The sequence below is a fragment of the Ciceribacter ferrooxidans genome, from assembly GCF_004137355.1.
GTDB lineage: Bacteria > Pseudomonadota > Alphaproteobacteria > Rhizobiales > Rhizobiaceae > Allorhizobium > Allorhizobium ferrooxidans.
In genome coordinates, this window is record NZ_SDVB01000380.1 from 187,046 (window position 1) to 205,977 (window position 18,932).

15 protein-coding genes are annotated in these 18,932 nt (G+C 63.8%); 7 read left to right on the forward strand and 8 right to left on the reverse strand.

Annotated features, from left to right (window positions below; genetic code table 11):
• The first annotated feature begins 448 nt into the window (after nucleotides 1-448).
• The 3 genes from EUU22_RS23290 (at nucleotide 449) to EUU22_RS23300 (ending at nucleotide 4,088) form a co-directional block, all read left to right on the forward strand.
• On the forward strand, nucleotides 449-2,749 hold the full coding sequence (locus EUU22_RS23290; RefSeq protein WP_129334348.1) for a putative bifunctional diguanylate cyclase/phosphodiesterase: 2,301 nt from the start codon (nucleotides 449-451) through the stop codon (nucleotides 2,747-2,749).
• A 199-nt stretch (nucleotides 2,750-2,948) separates the two neighbouring features.
• Nucleotides 2,949-3,710, forward strand: a complete 762-nt coding sequence (locus tag EUU22_RS23295) for an N-acyl amino acid synthase FeeM domain-containing protein (protein WP_129334349.1) — start codon at nucleotides 2,949-2,951, stop codon at nucleotides 3,708-3,710.
• A gap of 153 nt (nucleotides 3,711-3,863) precedes the next feature.
• Nucleotides 3,864-4,088 carry an aa3-type cytochrome c oxidase subunit IV gene (locus EUU22_RS23300; RefSeq protein ID WP_129334350.1) on the forward strand — a complete coding sequence of 75 codons (225 nt, stop codon included), beginning with the start codon at nucleotides 3,864-3,866 and terminating at the stop codon, nucleotides 4,086-4,088.
• Nucleotides 4,089-4,250: 162 nt separating this feature from the next.
• Here EUU22_RS23300 and EUU22_RS23305 read toward each other — a convergent pair whose 3' ends face one another.
• Together EUU22_RS23305 and rpsU are read right to left on the reverse strand one after the other, a co-directional pair.
• Nucleotides 4,251-5,063, reverse strand: a complete 813-nt coding sequence (locus EUU22_RS23305) for a tetratricopeptide repeat protein (RefSeq protein ID WP_129334408.1) — start codon at nucleotides 5,061-5,063, stop codon at nucleotides 4,251-4,253.
• 190 nt (nucleotides 5,064-5,253) lie between these two features.
• Nucleotides 5,254-5,481, reverse strand: coding sequence for a 30S ribosomal protein S21 (gene rpsU, locus EUU22_RS23310; protein ID WP_114364274.1), 228 nt, complete (start codon nucleotides 5,479-5,481; stop codon nucleotides 5,254-5,256).
• Nucleotides 5,482-5,776: 295 nt separating this feature from the next.
• Here rpsU and EUU22_RS23315 point away from each other — a divergent pair, with 295 nt between their 5' ends.
• The 4 genes from EUU22_RS23315 to EUU22_RS23330 are packed head-to-tail and all read left to right on the forward strand — an operon-like array spanning nucleotide 5,777 to nucleotide 10,903.
• A complete protein-coding gene (locus EUU22_RS23315; RefSeq protein ID WP_112689916.1) occupies nucleotides 5,777-7,030 on the forward strand; it encodes a sarcosine oxidase subunit beta family protein in 1,254 nt (417 codons plus the stop codon).
• An 18-nt stretch (nucleotides 7,031-7,048) separates the two neighbouring features.
• Complete coding sequence (locus tag EUU22_RS23320; protein ID WP_112689915.1) at nucleotides 7,049-7,366, forward strand: sarcosine oxidase subunit delta; 318 nt, start codon at nucleotides 7,049-7,051, stop codon at nucleotides 7,364-7,366.
• Nucleotides 7,363-10,356, forward strand: a complete 2,994-nt coding sequence (locus tag EUU22_RS23325) for a sarcosine oxidase subunit alpha (protein WP_129334351.1) — start codon at nucleotides 7,363-7,365, stop codon at nucleotides 10,354-10,356. The genes EUU22_RS23320 and EUU22_RS23325 overlap by 4 nt, the downstream gene beginning before the upstream one ends.
• Nucleotides 10,349-10,903 carry a sarcosine oxidase subunit gamma gene (locus tag EUU22_RS23330; RefSeq protein WP_129334352.1) on the forward strand — a complete coding sequence of 185 codons (555 nt, stop codon included), beginning with the start codon at nucleotides 10,349-10,351 and terminating at the stop codon, nucleotides 10,901-10,903. The genes EUU22_RS23325 and EUU22_RS23330 overlap by 8 nt, the downstream gene beginning before the upstream one ends.
• An 18-nt stretch (nucleotides 10,904-10,921) precedes the next feature.
• Here the strand turns inward: EUU22_RS23330 and EUU22_RS23335 are convergent, their stop codons facing one another.
• The 6 genes from EUU22_RS23335 to glgC form a co-directional block, all read right to left on the reverse strand.
• Complete coding sequence (locus EUU22_RS23335) at nucleotides 10,922-11,977, reverse strand: DUF2332 domain-containing protein (RefSeq protein ID WP_129334353.1); 1,056 nt, start codon at nucleotides 11,975-11,977, stop codon at nucleotides 10,922-10,924.
• A gap of 2 nt (nucleotides 11,978-11,979) precedes the next feature.
• Nucleotides 11,980-12,468 carry a MaoC family dehydratase gene (locus EUU22_RS23340; protein ID WP_129334354.1) on the reverse strand — a complete coding sequence of 163 codons (489 nt, stop codon included), beginning with the start codon at nucleotides 12,466-12,468 and terminating at the stop codon, nucleotides 11,980-11,982.
• A gap of 139 nt (nucleotides 12,469-12,607) precedes the next feature.
• Complete coding sequence (gene glgX, locus EUU22_RS23345) at nucleotides 12,608-14,572, reverse strand: glycogen debranching protein GlgX (RefSeq protein ID WP_129334355.1); 1,965 nt, start codon at nucleotides 14,570-14,572, stop codon at nucleotides 12,608-12,610.
• Nucleotides 14,573-14,583: 11 nt separating this feature from the next.
• Complete coding sequence (locus EUU22_RS23350; RefSeq protein WP_129334356.1) at nucleotides 14,584-16,215, reverse strand: alpha-D-glucose phosphate-specific phosphoglucomutase; 1,632 nt, start codon at nucleotides 16,213-16,215, stop codon at nucleotides 14,584-14,586.
• Between the two features lie 4 nt (nucleotides 16,216-16,219).
• Entirely contained in the window at nucleotides 16,220-17,659 is a 1,440-nt protein-coding gene (gene glgA / locus EUU22_RS23355; protein WP_129334357.1) for a glycogen synthase GlgA, read from the reverse strand.
• Nucleotides 17,659-18,927, reverse strand: coding sequence for a glucose-1-phosphate adenylyltransferase (glgC, locus tag EUU22_RS23360; RefSeq protein WP_129334358.1), 1,269 nt, complete (start codon nucleotides 18,925-18,927; stop codon nucleotides 17,659-17,661). Before glgC ends, glgA begins: the two co-directional genes overlap by 1 nt.
• Nucleotides 18,928-18,932 lie beyond the last annotated feature (5 nt).

Sequence of the window (18,932 nt, forward strand, 5' to 3'; positions counted from 1 at the left end):
GAGAGTGTTGATGCTCGGCGGCTGCTCGACCGTTCGGCCGGTCAATTGTCCACAGCCGCACCCGCGGCCGGTTTTCCGACCTATCCCGGCATTGATCCGCGTCAAACGGTTGGGAAAGCTGGCGATCTATACAGTTTTGGGCCGATGTGGCACAGTCGGCCGTGTGGATCAGGAAATCCGGTAATTAATTAGAGATAGATAATGTATTGTCGCGGCGGTTCGGGTCGCGCCCAGAAGTTAGACTAAAGGCTAAAGTGATTCCGGTGGAATTTGAGGGGGAGCCACGGATTGGCGACCTTTTGCCGGGTTTGCCGGACATCGCGTCCGGTTGAAGCGTTACCGGAGACGAGGGCCTGCGGGCACAGGACTGCGGAGATTCGTTCATACTTGCGCAATCAAATCTTAATTTCTTCTTTATACCGTGCCCGTCGCGGAGGAGGCTCCCTGGATGAAGGCTCGAAGTGCAGCTGTGCCGACGGACGTCTACCTGTCCTTCGTCGAGTCCCTGTTCGGCAACCGCCAGACGCTCTTCGTCGGGATGGCGGCCCACATCCTCACCTATCTGGCCGTCTACCATAAGACGCGGGACTTCTTCTATATCGGCCTGTCGATCGCCTTCCTCGTCGTTTTCGCGCATCGGATCCGGCTCTTCGCCCGCTTCAGCAAGGCCAACAAGGCGTTGTGGAGCCGGCAGGAGATCGCCCGCTGGGAGCTTCGGTATGTCATCGGAGCGGCGTCGACCGCGGCGATCCTCGGTATCGGTTGCGGCTACGCCATACTCTTCTTCGAGGACACCTTCGTGGAACTGGCCTGCGTGGCGGTCACCCTGGCTTCCATGGTCTCGGTGGTCGGACGCAATTACGGGTCGCGGATGGCCGTCAGCCTGCAGACCATGGCCGCCTGCCTGCCGATCATCGTCGGCGCGATGTTTTCCGGCGACCCCTACAAGCTGCTGCTGTCGATCATGCTGATCCCGTTCATGCTCACGACCCAGTCCATGGCGACCGGTGTGCGGGAATTCCTCTACGAGAACGTGGTCGCATCCCAGGAAATGAAGAAGATCGCCGGTAGTTTCGACACGGCGCTGAACAACATGACGCACGGGCTCCTGATGCTCGATCCCGACAACCGGATCGAGGTCATCAACCGCAGGGCTTGTGAACTCCTTCACCTCGGAGACCGCAGCCAGCTCAAGAACTGCGATCTCGATGTCGTCCTGCGCTACGGCACGCGCCACGCCTTCATCGACGGCTCGATGCCGGGGCTGATCCAGAAGCAGCTCTCCCAGTTGACGGACGGGACGATCTCCCGCGCCGTCATGCAGTTTTCCGAGGACATGATCCTCGAATTTTCCGCGACCCGCCGGCCGGAAGGCGGCGTGGTGCTGATCTTCGAGGACGTCACCGCAAGGGTGCGTGCCGACCGGAAGATCCTGCATATGGTCCGTTTCGACACCCTGACGGGACTTCCGCATCGCAACTACTTTTCCGAACTGGTGAAGGACGAACTCGCCAGACGCCGGGAGCCGGGCGAGGTGGGCTTCCTGGTTCTCGATGTCGCGGACCTCAAGCACGTCAACGACATGCGCGGGCACCTTGCCGGAGATCGGCTGCTGGTGGCGATCGCAGGCCGGCTTCAGGCGCTCGCCGGTCGGGAGGCGCTGGTCGGCCATCTCGTCGGGGATCATTTTGCGCTCTTCTTCCCGAATGTGGCGCGAGACACCGACCTGGAATCGAGGATGCGGGACCTCCATTCAGCGGCAAGCGCCGATTATGAGGTCGAGGGAACGATGACGCCGGTTTCATTCAGCGCCGGTGCGGTGATCCTGGACAGCGCCGACCTTCGTATGGAGGAGTGGCAGATCAAGGCCGATCTGGCGCTCTACGAATCGAAATCCCGTGGCAGGGGCGTGTTCACCGTCTTCGCGCAGGAGATGGACGCCCGCTATGTCGAGAGGCAGCAGCTGAAGACAGACCTCGCCGCGGCGGTGGCTGCCGGCTCGCTCGATGTCGTCTACCAGCCCATGTTCAGGCTCGACGGTTCGAGCATCGACTGTTGCGAGGCGCTGTCACGCTGGACCCATCCGGAACGCGGAGCGATCCCGCCCGACGTCTTCATCCATATCGCCGAAGAGATGGGCATCGTCTCCGAGATCACCCGCTTCATGATCGTGCGGGCGTGTCGCGATTGCACGACATGGCCGGAGCACATCAGCGTCTCGGTCAATCTCTCCGAGCACGACCTGCGCAACGACGCGATCATCCAGGTGGTGATGGATGCGGTGAAGGAGGCCGGTCTTGCGCCCGCGAGGCTTCATCTTGAGGTCACCGAGGGAAGTCTCGTCGAGGAAGTCGCCAATGTACGGCTCATTCTGGAGCAGTTGCGCGCGCAGGGAATCACCATCGCAATCGACGACTTCGGTACAGGCTTCTCGAGCCTCAGCTACCTCGATACGCTGCCCGTCGACATCGTGAAGATCGACCGCTCCTTCGTTCGTGACATCTCGGAGGACGCCCGCCGCTTCCGGTTGCTTCGCGGCATTGTGACGATGTCGCGCCAGCTCGACCTCGAAATCGTCATCGAAGGGGTCGAGACGGAGGATCAGCTCGCGCTGCTGCGGAAGTACGAATGTGCGGACCTGATCCAGGGCTATGTCTATTCGGTGCCCGTCGCCTCCGAGACCATCGGCCTGCTGGCGGAGAGAGCGGAAACGAGTGCCAAGATGGCACGGAACGCCGGCGCCGCCTGACGTCGACAAGTAAGTACTTAAGTACAATCCAGTATAAATTTAGGGGTTTTTGATTCAGATAGCGTCGTGTGCGACGCTTTTTCGCCCTACGTTAACCATAAATCTCGTTAAAATGCACGCCATTCGACCGGAGAGACTGTGAAAGTTGCCGGCGACTGCTATTCTTTGGTTAACGAAACGTTAATTGAGAGTCTTTCAGATGAATGTACATGTTTCCGTCGAGGACAGTTTTTCCGGACGACTTATGCAGCTTCTCGACCACGTCGAATACCGGCGGATCGAATGCGCGGAGGATTTCAGGGACATCGAACGGCTGCGCTACCGCGCCTACAAGGCGGCCGATGTCCTGCCCGTCGGAGGAGCAAGGCTGCTGGACGACATCGACTTCGACGACCACGCCTATGTCTTCGGCGTGTACTACTTCGAGGAATTGGTGAGCACGATCCGGCTACACTACGTCACGCCCGACCATCCGGTCTCCCAGTCCTCGGGCGTGTTCCCGGATGCGATCGACGACTTTCTCGATGCGGGGCTGACGCTCATCGACCCCGCGCGGTTCGCCGCCGATCCGCAGGTGGCCGCGGAACTCCCGGTCATTCCCTACATCACGCTGCGTCCGAGCATCGTCGCCGCCGCCTATTTCAGGGCCGATCGGGTGCTGCAGCACGTGCGTCCCGCTCACGCGGCGTTCTACCGGCGGGTGTTCTATGCGGATACCATCATCGAACGTCGCATGACCGAGATCTACGGCCTCGAGCTGAACCTGCTCGCAACCGACACCCACAAGACGGGTGCGAAGCTGCTCCAGCGCTACCCGTTCTTCGATTCCGGGGAGCACGAGCGTCGCCTGATGTTCGGCCGAGACGGCGAAGCCCGGCTGCCGCCGCTCACCATCCGTCCGTCGGCGCGGCTGGTGGCGGAGGGCTATATCCAGGGAGCGGTCAGCGGCGTCCACTTTTGACCCGAACGCCAGTTGCGAGCCGATTGCACTTCCTGCGGGCTTGGTATAAGTCGGACGAAAGGGAAGAGTGATGGATCGCGCCTCGGCAACGGCAATGCCGCCGGACGGTTCCATCAACCAACAAATCGCGGCCGCCTCAAGGGGAGACAGATCATGAGCGAACACCACACCGGACCCGTCGAAACCGGCGCATCGATGAACTATGCCGAACACGAAAAGACCTATGGTCTCTTCATCGCCGGCGCGAAATACGGCACGGTCGTTCTCGCCGCCCTGATGATCGCGATGGCGGCCGGCTTCTTCACTGCCGGCGGCTTCTTCGGCGGGCTGGTCCTTTTCGTGGTGCTCACGGTCGCCGGCATCTTTCTCCTGCGCTGATATCACCCGGCTGCAGCCACAGGTTTCGAGGCCCCGCTCTGCGGGGCCTTTTCTTTTTTGAGAGCACGGTCGTACCTACCTGCAAGGCGACGGTATCGAACCCGCCGGCGCATGGCTCATTCTGTGATCGAGAACGGGGGAGGGGCTCAAGGCCCCTGCAGGTCAGCTCGACGCGCCGCGCGTGCGGGCGAGGCCGTCGGCAGCCGGCTTGTACTTCGTGTCGAGGGACAGTGCGTGCGCGAAGGACTTCGCCGCGCGGGCCTTGTCGCCCCGCCGCTCGTAGACCAGCGCCTGGTTGGCCCAGGATTCGGCAACCTTCGGATTGAGCTCGATGGCGTGGTTGAAGTCGGCGAACGCGTTGTCGTCGTTGTTCAGCGCCAGATAGGAGATGCCTCGGCCGTTGTGCGGCTCGGGTGAACTCGGCGACAGCGAGATGGCCTTCGAGAAGTCGTCGATCGCCTTGTCGTGCTGGCCGCGAAGCTGGTAGATCAGTCCGCGATTGTGATAGGCGCGTCCGTCGGTGGTATCGAGCTCGATTGCGCGGTTGAAATCGCTGAAGGCCTCGTCGATCCGGCCCGCCTGGCGGTAGATGTTGCCGCGGCCGATATAGGCGACGTCGTAGCTCGGGTTGATGCGCAGCGCCGCACTATAGTCGTTCGCCGCTTCCACCGGCTTGCCCATGTTGCGCAGAACGAGCGCACGGTTGGCATAGGCCTGGTAGAAGTTCGGGTTGAGCTTCAGCGCGGTGTTGAAGTCGTCGACCGCCCTGCGGAATTCACCGGCGCGGCCATAGGCGGAGCCGCGGACGTTATAGCCTTCCGGATCCTGCGGATTGGCCGCGATCACGGCGGAGAGCGAAGCGATGTTCTCTTCCGACCCCTGTGCCCGGTCGATTCGGATCATGTCGCTCGTCGTCGAAGTCGACTGGCAGCCAGAAAGCCCGAGGGCTGCAATCACCGCCGCTGTTCCGAGCATGAAACCGATGCGCGCACGGCGATGCTCCTCGACCTTGTGTGCCAGGGCATGAGGGGAAACAGAAGTGACGACCATTTTCCGGTATGCTTTCCGTAACGAGGGCAGGTGTTTGACTTCACAAATGTAAAGAGCGGTGGCGACCCGTCGCCCCCGCCCTTAGAACATCGGAAAACGTCGAAAAAACGACGGATCAGCGGCCCGAACGGCCGGCGGAGATCAGGCCTTCGCGCTGCATACGCTTGCGGGCCAGCTTGCGGACGCGGCGAACGGCTTCGGCCTTCTCGCGAGCGCGCTTCTGCGACGGCTTTTCATAATAGTCGCGCATCTTCATTTCACGGAAGATACCCTCGCGCTGCATCTTCTTCTTCAGAGCGCGAAGCGCTTGGTCAACATTGTTGTCGCGGACTAGTACCTGCACGTTTATCCCGTTCCTTTGGTTTAGAGTTGTGGTCTCGCCGGAGCAGATCGCCGGCGAAAAATCTATCGCTTCGTGAGGCGGAGGCCTGACGATTTGGCGGTCGAATAGCAGATCGGGCTTGGAAAGTCCAGACTGGGAAGATGCGGTGGGCAGAAAAATCCCGAGAAACGCCGTCTTGTCGGCCCATGTCAAAAGCCGGACGGCAATGCGTCGCAAAAGGGCGCTCGCAAGGCATATTGATTTGCGACTTGTAAGGTCCTACCCAATTGCCTGAACCACAGGAGTTTGAGGCGAAATGCGCAAGTATTCGGTTTTTGCCGTGGCACGCGAGGCGCTGCGCGGTCACAAGGGCTGGGACGCCCAGTGGACCTCTCCGGAGCCCCGGTCGTCCTATGATGTGATCATCATCGGCGGCGGCGGCCATGGCCTGGGCGCGGCCTACTATCTCGCCAAGGAACATGGAATCACCAACGTCGCCGTGCTCGAGCGCGGCTGGATCGGTGGCGGCAATACCGGGCGCAACACCACGATCATCCGGTCCAACTATCTCTATGAAGAGAGCATGGACATCTACGAGCATTCGCTGAAGCTCTGGGAAGGGCTGAGCCAGGATCTCAACTACAACGTCATGTACTCGCCGCGTGGCGTGATGATGCTGTCGCACAACATCCACGACATGCAGTCCTTCAAGCGCCATGTGCATGCCAACACTCTCTACGGCATCGACAACGAGTGGCTGACGCCGGAGCAGGCGAAGGCCTATTGCCCGCCGCTCGACATCTCGAAGACGGCGCGCTACCCGATCAATGGCGCCGCCTTGCAGCGCCGCGGCGGCACGGCCCGTCACGACGCCGTCGCCTGGGGCTTTGCACGTGCGGCATCCGACCGCGGCGTTCACATCATCCAGAACTGCGAAGTGACCGGCATCCGGCGCGGCCCGAACGGCGAGGTGACGGGGGTCGATACGAGCCGCGGCTTCATCGGCGCCAAGAAGATCGGCGTTTCCGCGGCCGGCCATTCCTCGGTCGTCATGGCGATGGCCGGCATCAAGCTTCCGGTCCACTCGACGCCGCTGCAGGCGCTCGTTTCCGAACCGATGAAGCCGATCTTCCCCTGCGTCGTCATGTCGAATTCGGTGCATGCCTACATCTCGCAGTCGGACAAGGGCGAGTTCGTGATCGGTGCCGGCACCGACCAGTACAACTCCTACTCCCAGACTGGCGGCCTGCAGATCATCACCCATACGCTCGACGCCATCTGCGAACTTTTCCCGATGTTCCGCCGGGTCAAGATGATGCGCCAGTGGGGCGGCATCACCGACAACACCGCCGACCGTTCGCCGATCCAGAGCGTGACGCCGGTTCCGAACCTCTTCGTCAACGCCGGCTGGGGAACGGGCGGCTTCAAGGCGACGCCGGGTTCGGCCAATCTCTTCGCGCATCTGATCGCGCGGGGCGAACCGCACCGTCTCGCCGCCGGCCTGACGCTCGACCGGTTCCGCACCGGCCGTCTGATCGACGAGGCGGCCGCCGCTGCCGTGGCGCACTGATACCGAGGACCGCTCATCATGCTGCTGATCAAATGCCCCTATTGTGAAGAAGAGCGCTCCGAGCTCGAGTTCCGCGGCGCCGGCGAGGCCCATATCGTACGCCCCGCCAACATCGCCGAGATTTCCGACGAGGAATTCGCGGACTACTTCTTCCTGCGTGACAACCCGAAGGGCCTCATCTTCGAACGCTGGCGCCACATCCACGGCTGCGGCCGCTTCTTCAACGCGGTGCGCGATACCGTGAGCGACAAGTTCCTGATGACCTACAAGGCCGGCGAACCGAAACCCGACGTCGCCGCCGTTCTCAACAGCCAAGACAAGGGAGCTGCCAAATGAGCGGCGCCAACCGTATTCCCGGCAAGGGCCGTCTCACGCCGGCCAGAACCGCGCGCTTCACCATAGACGGCCGAAGCCTGACGGCAATCGAGGGCGATACCGTCGCCTCGGCGATGCTCGCCAACGGCATGCATCTCGCCGGCCGGTCGTTCAAGTATCACCGTCCGCGTGGCATCCTGACCGCCGGCCCGGAAGAGCCGAACGCGCTGCTCGATGTCAGCCGTGACACGGCGCGCCGCCAGCCGAACGTGCGTGCGACGGTGCAGGAAGTCTTCGACGGCATGAAGATCGGCACCCAGAACCGCTGGCCGAGCCTTGCCTTCGATATCGGCGAGCTCAACGATTTTGCCTCGCCGTTCTTCGCCGCGGGCTTCTACTACAAGACGTTCATGTGGCCGAAGAGCTTCTGGCATTCGGTCTACGAACCCTTCATCCGCCGCGCCGCCGGTCTCGGCGTCGCGCCGAAGGAGGCCGATCCGGATCACTATTCCAGCCGTTACGCCCATTGCGACGTCCTCGTGGTCGGCGGCGGGGCGGCGGGCCTTGCTGCCGCCCTCTCGGCTGCGGAAGCCGGTGCCAAGGTGATCGTCTGCGACGAGCAGGCGGAAGTCGGCGGTGCTTTCCACTACGATACCGCGGCAACCGTCGACGGCCAGAACGGCTACGACTGGGCACAGTCCGTCGCGGCGAAGCTCGCCTCGATGCCGAACGTGCGCCTTCTCACCCGCACCACCGCCTTCGGCTACTACAACCACAATTTCGTGGCGCTCGCCGAGCGCGTAACCGATCACCTGGCAAAGCCCGCCAAGGGGCTGCCGCGCGAGCGTCTGTGGCAGGTCCGCGCCAAGCGCGTCGTGCTCGCCACCGGCTCGATCGAGCGGCACATGGTGTTCGCCAACAACGACCGTCCGGGCATCATGCTGGCGGCCGCGGGGCGCACCTATTTGAACCACTTCGGTGTCGCCGTCGGTGCCAAGGTCGGCGTCTACACCGCCCATGATTCCGCTTACGAAGCCGCCTTCGACCTGAAGCGCGCCGGCGTTGCCGTCGTCGCGATCGTCGACAGCCGCGAGAAGCCCGGCGAGAAGGTACTGTCGGAAGCCCGTTCGCTCGGGATCGACGTGCTGGTCGGCCACGGTGTCGTGGATACCGCCGGCCGCCTGCGGATCAAGTCGATGACCGTCCGTCGCAATGGTGGCGGCGCGTCGCGCAAGATCGAGGTCGATGCGCTTCTCGTTTCTGCCGGCTGGACGCCGTCGGTGCATCTGTTCTCGCAGTCGCGCGGCAAGCTGAAGTTCGACGCCGTGAACGACCGCTTCCTGCCGGACGTCTACGCGCAGGAATGCGTCTCGGTCGGCGCCTGCAACGGCACCGACGACCTGCAGGCAATCCTCGATGAGGCGTCCTCGGCCGGTGCGGCGATGGCCGCCGCGGCAGGTGCTGCCGGTGCAACCGCGGTGCAGTTCTCAGGCAGCAACGTCTTCGACTGGACCGGCGGCATGATCGGCGCTGCGGAAGGGGCCGGGCCTGACACAACCGTCAAGGCCTTCATCGACTTCCAGCACGACGTCTGCGCCAAGGACATCCGCCTTGCGGTCCGCGAGGGCATGCATTCGATCGAGCACATCAAGCGCTTCACCACCAACGGCATGGCCTCCGACCAGGGCAAGCTTTCCAACATGCACGGTCTCGCGATCGCGGCCGAAATGCTCGGCCGGCCGATCCCGCAGGTGGGCCTCACCACCTTCCGTGCGCCTTATACGCCTGTGACCTTCGGCACGCTGATCAACCACTCCCGAGGCGATCTCTTCGATCCGACCCGCAAGACGCCGATGCATTTCTTCGAGGCGGCGCAGGGCGCCGAATTCGAGGATGTCGGTAACTGGAAGCGCGCCTGGTACTATCCGCGGGCGGGCGAGGACATGCATCAGGCCGTCAATCGCGAGTGCAAGACGGTTCGCGATGTCGCGGGCGTCTTCGATGCGTCCACCCTCGGCAAGATCGAGGTGGTCGGTCCGGATGCCGCGACCTTCCTCAACCTTCTCTACACGAATGCCTGGGACACGCTGAAGCCGGGCAAGGCCCGCTACGGCATCATGACCCGCGAGGACGGTTTCGTTTATGACGACGGCGTCGTCGGCCGCATCGCCGAGGATCGCTTCCACGTCACGACAACGACCGGCGGCGCGCCGCGCGTCCTCCAGCACATGGAAGACTACCTTCAGACGGAGTTCCCGCACCTCAAGGTCTGGCTCACCTCGACCACCGAACAGTGGGCGGTGATTGCGGTGCAGGGGCCGAAGGCGCGCGATATCATCGCACCCTTCGTCGAAGGCATCGACATCTCGAACGAAGCCTTCCCGCACATGAGCGTCGCCGAAGGCAAGTTCTGCGGCGTGCCGACCCGTCTCTTCCGCGTCTCCTTCACGGGCGAACTCGGCTTCGAAATCAACGTGCCGGCGGATTACGGCGCTTCGGTCCTGGAAGCCGTCTGGAACCGGGCGGAAAGCATGGGCGCCTGCCTCTACGGTACCGAGACCATGCACGTCCTGCGTGCCGAGAAGGGCTATATCATCGTCGGTCAGGACACCGACGGGACGCTCACCCCGGATGACGCCGGCCTTGCCTGGGCTGTGTCGAAGAAGAAGACGGACTTCGTCGGCATCCGTGGCCTGAAGCGTCCTGACCTTGTCAAGGAAGGCCGCAAGCAACTGGTCGGCCTTCTGACGAAAGACCCGAACACGGTGCTGGAGGAAGGCGCCCAGATCGTCGCCGATCCGAACCAGCCGAAGCCGATGACCATGCTCGGCCATGTCACCTCCTCCTACTGGTCGCCGAATGCCGGCCGGTCGATCGCGATCGCGATGGTGGCGGGCGGGCGCAGCCGCATGGGTGAAACGCTCTATGTCCCGATGGCCGACAAGACCATCGCCGTCGAGGTGACGGACATGGTGTTCTTTGACAAGGAAGGGGTACGCATCCATGGCTGATCTCATGGCGGCTTCTCGGAAATCGGTGCTGGAAGGCGCCCATGGCGGATCGACGGTGGTCCGGCTGACGCCGGCGGCTCCGGCGGACCGCATCTCGCTGCGGGCGGGAGCGGATGCCGTGGCCGGCCTGTCGAAGGCACTCGGCGTCAAGCTCCCGGTCAAGCCGAAGACCTCGGCCTCGGCCAAGGGCCGCACCGCGCTCTGGCTCGGGCCGGACGAATGGCTGGTGCTCGACGAGCAGGGCGGCGACCTGATGGCCGCCTGTGCCGAGGCGGGCGTGGTGCATGCCGCGACAGACGTCTCCCACCGCAACACGGCGATCATCGTTTCGGGGCCGGGCGCGGAAAATACGCTGAATGCCGGCTGCCCGCTCGATCTGTCGATCTCGATCTTCCCGGTCGGCGCTGCCGCGCGCACGGTGCTCGGCAAGATCGAGATCGTGCTCCATCGCGTCGACGAGGAGACCTTCCGCGTCGAATGCTGGCGGTCTTTCGCTGAGTATGCCTTCGGGCTTCTCGCCGAAGCAGCGGAAGACGCTGCCGCCTGACGAAAACCGGGCAGGCCCTCAGAGGCCTGTCCAGCCCTTCCATTTGATCCAGCGGCCGTGGAAATCGGCACGGCCAATCTCCCGGCGCTCGCCTGACGGCCAGATCTCAAGCGTCAATGCCGCCCCGTCGGGCTTGCTGTCGGCTTCGAGTTGCAGGCGGGCGAGTGGCGCCTCGTCCGAGGCGTCCCGTCCGGCCCGGCGGATCAGCGCTTCGCCTTCTTCCTTCAGAGCATCCGGCAGGTACTGCCAGGCGATGGTGTGATAGATCACGTGTGCAGCCGCCCGCCGAGGGATGGTGAGCCGCCGTCGCAACCAGTCTATGGCGTCGGCCCTTTCGACCGTCAGGCCATTCATGCGAGCGATTTCGAGCGCATTGCGCGTGCGTTCCAGCCGGTCCGTCTGGTCTGCCCAGATGTAGGAGGATAGCCGCAGGCGGTCCTCGGCGGAGGAGGGGTCGAGCGGATTGAGATCGCAGCCCGCGCGGTCGAGGACGGAAAGATCGGCCGACGGCGGCGCGTCACCCTGCCAGTCCGGTTCGAGCACGACCGTCGAGTCCGGCCCCCAGAGGGAATTGCCGAGACGGTAGTGGTAACGGTCCCACTGCAGGTTCAACCCGGCGCTCGCCCCGATTTCCGAGAGCACAAGCGGCTTGCCGGTCAGGGCAGCGATGGTCAGGAAGCCCGGCAGCAGCGCGGCGGAGCGGCGAACTTCGTTCGTCTGCGGCGCGGATTTCAGCCGCTCCAGTATGAATGCCTCGTGCTTTCGGAACGCCTCCTCGCAGGCGGTCCACAGCGTATCGTCATCGGCCTGATGCGGTGGGTAAGCTGTGGCGAGGCTGGGGTCGCTGCCGGTGAGTACCAGCGCGTGCAAGGAGCCGGCAAGACGCAGTGCGAGCGCGTCGCGCGACGAAGACGGGTCCCCTGCCCAGTTGAGGATGTGACTGCCGAGCGCTGTCTGCATGTCGAGCCGCGCCGCCGCCAGCCGGCAGAGCCGCGCCGTAAAGGGAGAGCCGAGGTCGTCGCAGGATTGCGCCTGCCGCAGGAAGGATTGCCTGACGACCTCCGGCTTCTCCATCGTCAGACTCCTTCGGGGCGGTCCTTCGGATCGAACTGCACGATGGTGATCCACGTGGCGGTCAGTGCCGGCTTGCGCTCGTCTTCGATCTCGATGCCGATGTCGTAGGTCGTCATCATCATGCCGGCGCCGCGGAAGCGCGCGTCGGTCAGGACGAAATGGCCGCGGATCCGCTTGCCGCATTTCACCGGCGACATGAAGCGGATGCGATCGAAACCGTAGTTGATGCCCATGGTCTGCTCGCGGATGATCGGCAGGCAGTTGTAGTTCATGGCCGACAGCAGGGAGAGTGTCAGGAAGCCATGGGCGATCGTCCCGCCGAAGGGCGACTCGGCCGCGGCACGCACCGGGTCGACGTGGATGAACTGGTGGTCGTTCGTCGCACCGGCAAAGGCGTCGATCATCGACTGGTCGACGGTGATCCAGTCCGACAGGCCGATCTCCTGCCCGACGAGCCCCGCGACATCCGAAAGTGAAATCTCACGCGGCATGGGTCCTCGCTGAATTTTTCATTGTCTGAAATGCCTTTGTTGTTTGGATGCCGGCGTTTCGCAGAGCGATACCGCGAGCCGCAGTATTTCTTCTTTCATAGCTTGTAGCGGGCACCGGACCAATGCCGGGCAATTTGATCTAGTACTCTATGAACAAGGCCACCGTTCGTGGTTGCAGTATGATAGAGGCGAGTTTCTCGCCCGAGAAGGGGTTGTGCCAGGCGAGGCCGGACGTCTGCGGCAGCACGAAATGGCGCGGCCGCTGCGCCCGGTTGAAGAGGATGGTGATGCGGACGTCGCGCCCGGTTTCCCGGTCGAGGGTCTTCAGGATCATGGTGAGCGTCGCACCTTCCGCCTCTTCCCAGTCGGGGATGGTGTTCGGCTCGCCGGCGGCGTTCATCCACTCGACGTCGCCGTTCTCGCCGGTGAAGAAGCCGGTGCTGGAGAACACGTCGAAGCGCTTGCGCAGTGCGGACGCGACGGCCGTGTGGTTGACGAGCCCGCGGTCCATCGTCTGCCAGTCGATCCAGGTGATTTCGTTGTCCTGGCAATAGGCGTTGTTGTTGCCGTGCTGGGTTCGTCCACCTTCGTCGCCGGCCGTCAGCATGATCGTTCCGCGCATGGAGAACAGCGTCGAGATCAGCGCGGCGACGTCATGGCGGCGGCGCTGGACGGTCTCCGGATCGTCGGTCGCGCCTTCGACACCATTGTTCCAGGAGAAGTTCTCGTCGTGGCCGTCGTGGTTGTTCTCGCCGTTGCGGCCGTTGCGCTTGTGGGTGTGGGAGACGAGATCGAGAAGCGTGAAACCGTCGTGGGCGGCGATGAAGTTTACGGTGCGCGACGAGGTCTCCCCGTGACGGGCAAGCACGTCCTGCGAGCCGGCGAGGGCGGTCGCAAAGGCGCCGCGCATGTGGCCGTCTCCCCGCCAGAATCGTCGGACGGTGTCGCGCGCACGGTCGTTCCATTCGAGAAAGGCCGGCGGAAAATTGCCGAGCTGGTAGCCGCCGGGACCGACATCCCAGGGCTCGGCGATCAGAACCCGGTCGGCCAGCACGTCGTCGCAGGCGATGGCGTGCAGCGTACGAGCCGTCGCGTGGAAGCCGCGCGCGGTGCGGCCGAGGACGGGGGCGAGGTCGAAGCGGAAGCCGTCGACGCCGGCATGCAGCACGAAGTGGCGCAGGCTGTCGAGGATCAGCCGCCGAACGTAGACGTGGTCGCAGGCAAGCGTATTGCCGCAGCCGGTGTCGTTGACGAGGACGCCCGGATTGTCCGGCAGGTGACGGTAACAGGAGAGATTGTCGAGGCCGCGCAGCGAGAGCGTGCCGCCGTTGCGGTCGCCTTCTCCCGTGTGGTTGAAGACGACGTCGAGGATCACGCCGATCCCTTCGGCATGGAGCGCCGCGACGGTATCTCGGAGCTCCGCGACGCCGCCCGGCGCGAGCCGGGGATCGATCGCCATAAGGGCAATGGGATTGTAGCCCCAGCCGTTGACGAGCCCGAGCGGCCTGAGATGACGCTCGTCGAGCCAGGCGACGATGGGCATCAGCTCGACCGCATCGACCTTCAGCCTCTTCAGGTGCGAGAGGACGGCTGGATGGGCAAGTGCGGCGATCGTGCCGCGTTGGTGCTCCGGCACGTCCGGGTGAAGCATCGTGAAGGCCCTGACCGGAACCTCGTAGATCAGGCCACCGGGCGCGAAGAGCGGCGGCTTGCGCGTAACGGCCACGTCCTCCGTCACGATCGCCTTCGGCATGAGCGAATCGGTGTTCTCGCCGAAGACGCCGAGGCGGCGATCCTGTCTGAACGGCCGGTCGATCTCCTTGGCGTAGGGATCGACGAGGAGCTTCGACGGGTCGAACCAGTCGCCCTGATCGGGAACATAGCGCCCATGGGCACGATAGCCGTAGCGGGCGCCCGGCCGGACACCCTCGACATGCAGGCGATGATGTCCGTTCGGATCGCGTGTCATCGGCAGGCGGCAAATCTCCACGTCTCCCGCCGAGTCGAAGAGGCAGAGTTCTATGAGGTCCGCATGGTGCGACCACACGGCGAAATCGCATCCCTTCGCCGTCAGGGCGACGCCACCGGACGGAAAACTGGTCATCGGTATTCGCCTCAGGTGATGACGGTCGGAGCGTCGCGTCCGGTGCGTGCCCGGATGTCGGCAAGCGTCTCGGCGGCAGCGATGAGGTCGGCCAGCGCCGCCTGGGTTTCGAGATTATGCCGATTGGCGTCCGGCTCGTAGCGTTCGATATAGACGCGCAGCGTGGCGCCCGAGGTGCCGGTTCCTGAGAGACGGAAGACGACGCGCGAGCCGCCCTCGAACAGCACGCGGATGCCCTGGTTCTTGGAAACCGACTGATCGACCGGATCGTGATAGGCGAAGTCGTCGGCCGTCTCGACGGTGAGATCGCCGATCTTCGTTCCGGAAAGCGAGGGCAGTTTGTCGCGCAACGTCGCCATCAGGCCGTTGGCGGCATCGGAATCGACGCCTTCATAGTCATGGCGGGAATAGTAGTTGCGGCCGTAGGTCGCCCAGTGCTGGGTGACGATGTCCTCGACGCTCTCGCCGCGCACCGCGAGGATGTTGAGCCACAGCAGCACGGCCCACAGGCCATCCTTTTCCCGCACGTGATCGGAGCCGGTCCCGGCGCTCTCCTCGCCGCAGATCGTCACCTTGCCGGCGTCGAGCAGGTTGCCGAAGAACTTCCAGCCGGTCGGCGTCTCGTAGATGCCGATGCCGCGCTTTTCGGCGACCTTGTCGGCGGCCATGCTGGTCGGCATTGAGCGGGCGATACCGGCGATACCCTTGGAATAGCCAGGGGCGAGCTGGGCGTTGGCGGCGAGCACCGCGAGGCTGTCGGAAGGCGTGACGAAGATGCCGCGGCCGATGATCAGGTTGCGGTCGCCGTCGCCGTCGGAGGCGGCACCGAAGTCGGGGGCGTCGCCGCCGCTCATCATCTCGTCGTAGAGTTCCTTGGCGTGGACGAGATTCGGGTCGGGATGGTGGCCGCCGAAATCCGGCAGCGGCGTGAAGTTGCGCACCGTGCCCTCGGACGCGCCGAGCCGCCGCTCGATGATCTCCTTGGCATAGGGGCCGGTCACGGCGCTCATCGCGTCGAAGACCATGTGGAAGCCGAGGCTGAAGAGGTTGCGGATCGCCGGGAAGTCGAAAAGTTCTTCCATGAGTTCGGCATAGTCGGCGACCGGGTCGATGATCTCGACCGTCATGCCGTCGAGCGTGAGGGTGGTGACACGGTCGAGATCGATTTCCGGGGCGTCGACGATCTTGTAGCTGTCGATGACCCTGGAACGCGCATAGATCGCGTCGGTGATCTTCTCCGGCGCCGGTCCGCCGTTACCGATGTTGTACTTGATGCCGAAGTCTTCCGTCGGTCCGCCGGGATTGTGGCTGGCCGAAAGGATGATGCCGCCGAAGGCCTTGTACTTGCGGATGAGGTTCGAGGCCGCCGGCGTCGAAAGGATCCCGCCCTTGCCGACCATCACCTTGCCGAAACCGTTGGCGGCCGCCATCTTGATTGCGATCTGGATGACCTCACGGTTGAAGTAGCGCCCGTCGCCGCCGATCACCAGCGTCTTGCCCGCGAAATCCTCGAGCGAGTCGAAGATCGACTGGATGAAGTTCTGCGCGTAATTCTCCTGCTGGAAAACAGGGACCTTCTTGCGCAGGCCGGAGGTGCCGGGCTTCTGGTCGCCGTAAGGTTTTGTCGCAATGGTTTTGATCATGTAATCAATGGCCTTTCTGAACGAGGCGTTGGTAGAGCTCCGCATATCGCTCGGCGCTCTTGCCCCAGGATACGTCGGACTTCATACCCTGCTTCTGAATCTGGGTCCAAAGTTTGGCGTCGCCGTAAAGGCGGATCGCGCGCCGCAGGCCCTGGCGCAGCCCGTCGGCGGTGATCGGAGAAAACTGCACGCCGGTGGCGGCCCGCGCACCGAGTGCGGCCTCGTTGGCATCGATGACCGTGTCGGCGAGACCGCCGGTCCGCGCGACGACTGGTACGCAGCCGTAACGGAGCGCATAGAGCTGGGTCAGCCCGCAGGGCTCGAAACGGGAAGGGACGAGGATCGCGTCTGCGCCGCCCTGCATGAGGTGGGAAAGCTGTTCGTCGTAGCCGATGATGACGCCGACGCGGCGGTTGTGGCGGCCGGCTGCGGCGCGCATGGCTGCTTCGAGCGCGGCGTCGCCGGTGCCGAGCACGGCGAGCTTTCCGCCGGCGGCGACGATATCGTCGATCGCTTCGGCGAGAAGGTCCATGCCCTTCTGCCAAGTGAGGCGGGAGACAACGCAGAAGATCGGGCCGTCGTCGTCATCGAGGCCGAAATGGTTTGCCACCGCAGTGCGGTTCGCCGCCCGCTTGCGCAAGGACGCCGCCGTGTAGTTCTCGACGAGCAGTGGGTCGCTCGCCGGGTTCCAGACGCTCGCGTCGATCCCGTTGACGATGCCGTACAGATCCCCGACGCGGCTCGCGATCACGCCCTCGAGCCCCATGCCGAACTCCGGCGTGAGGATTTCCTCGGCATAGGAAGGGCTGACCGTCGTGATTGCCGAGGCGGAAGTCAGGCCGCCCTTCAGGTAGCTCACGCGCCCGTAATATTCGAGCGATTCCATGTAGGCGGGGCCGGGAAGACTGAGTTGGGCGAAAAGTTCGGAGGAGAACTGGCCCTGGAACGCCATGTTGTGGATGGTGATCACCGACGGCATCCCTGCCGCTGCCGAGTGACGCATGTAGAGCGGCGTCAGCGCCGCCTGCCAGTCGTGGGCGTGCACCAGATCGGGTTGCCAGCCTTCGATCGCGCCGGCGGCGATTTCGGCGCCGATCTTCGAGAGGAGGGCGAAGCGCTTCCAGTTGTCGCCGTAGTCCGCGCCGTTCTGGTCGAGGTATGGCCCACCCGTGCGGTCGAACAGGGCAGGGGCGTCGAGCACGAGGAGATCGAGGCCTTCATGCTCGACCTCCAGAACACGCACCTCGGCGCCGAAGACGTCCGGCAGATGCAGGCGTTCCTCGGCCTTGCCGATGACCCGCATGACCGCCGGATATCCGGGCACCAGCGTCTTCACCTCGATTTCGTGCGCCTTCAGCGCCAGCGGCAGGGCGCCCGCGACGTCGGCAAGCCCCCCGGTCTTGACCAGGGGATAGAGCTCGGAGGTAACCGAAAGAACTTTCATCAGGCTCCCGCTTCGAGTTTGTCCAGCATGGTCTGGGTGATCAGGCAAACGCCGTTTTCCGACCGACGGAAGCGCCGTGCGTCAAGCTCCGGGTCCTCACCGACCACGAGACCCTCGGGGATCACGACACCGTGGTCGATGATGACGTTGGTCAGCCGCGCGTGGCGGCCGATCACCACCCGCGGCAGCACGATCGCTCCTTCGAGGCGCGAATAGGAATTGGCGCGCACGCCGGTGAAGAGAAGGCTCTTGTGGAGCGAGGAGCCGGAGATGATGCAGTCGCCCGACACCAGCGACGAGATGGCCGAGCCGCGTCGGCCTTCGTCGTCGTGCACGAACTTGGCCGGCGGCGTCACCTCGGCGTAACTCCAGATCGGCCAGGACTTGTCGTAGATGTCGAGTTCCGGGACTACGTCGGTCAGGTCGATATTCGCCTGCCAGTAGGCGTCGATCGTCCCGACGTCGCGCCAATACGGCGTATGCTCACCTTCCGAACGCACGCAGGAACGCGCAAAGCGGTGGGCGACCGCCTTACCGTTCTCGACGATGTAGGGGATGATGTCCTTGCCGAAGTCGCGGCTCGATTTCGGGTCTTCGGCGTCGCGCCGCAGGCATTCCATCAGGAAGCGGGTGTGGAAGACGTAAATCCCCATCGAGGCGAGCGAGAAATCCTCCTTGCCGGGAATACCGGGCGGGTCGGCCGGCTTCTCGATGAAGGCGATGATCTCGTCCTTCTCGTTGACGTGCATGACGCCGAAGGCGCTTGCCTCCGAGCGCGGCACTTCGAGGCAGCCGATGGTGACGTCGGCGCCGGAATCGACGTGCTGCTGCAGCATCAGCTCGTAGTCCATCTTGTAGATGTGGTCGCCGGCAAGGATCACCATGTATTCCGGGCCGTAGGGCTCAATGATGTCGATGTTCTGGTAGACCGCATCGGCCGTTCCCTCATACCACTGCGTCTCGGAGACGCGCTGGCTCGCCGGCAGGATGTCGAAGCTCTCGTTTCGTTCCGGGCGAAAGAAGTTCCAGCCCCGTTGCAGATGCCGGATCAGCGAATGCGCCTTGTACTGGGTGGCGACCCCGATGCGACGGATACCGGAATTCAGCGCATTGGAGAGCGCGAAGTCGATGATGCGGGTCTTTCCCCCGAAATAGACGGCTGGCTTGGCGCGCCGGTCGGTCAGTTCCTTGAGGCGGCTCCCCCGTCCGCCCGCAAGGACATAGGCCATGGCGTCGCGTGCCAGAGGCTGTGTTCTTCTTTCCTGCATGGTTC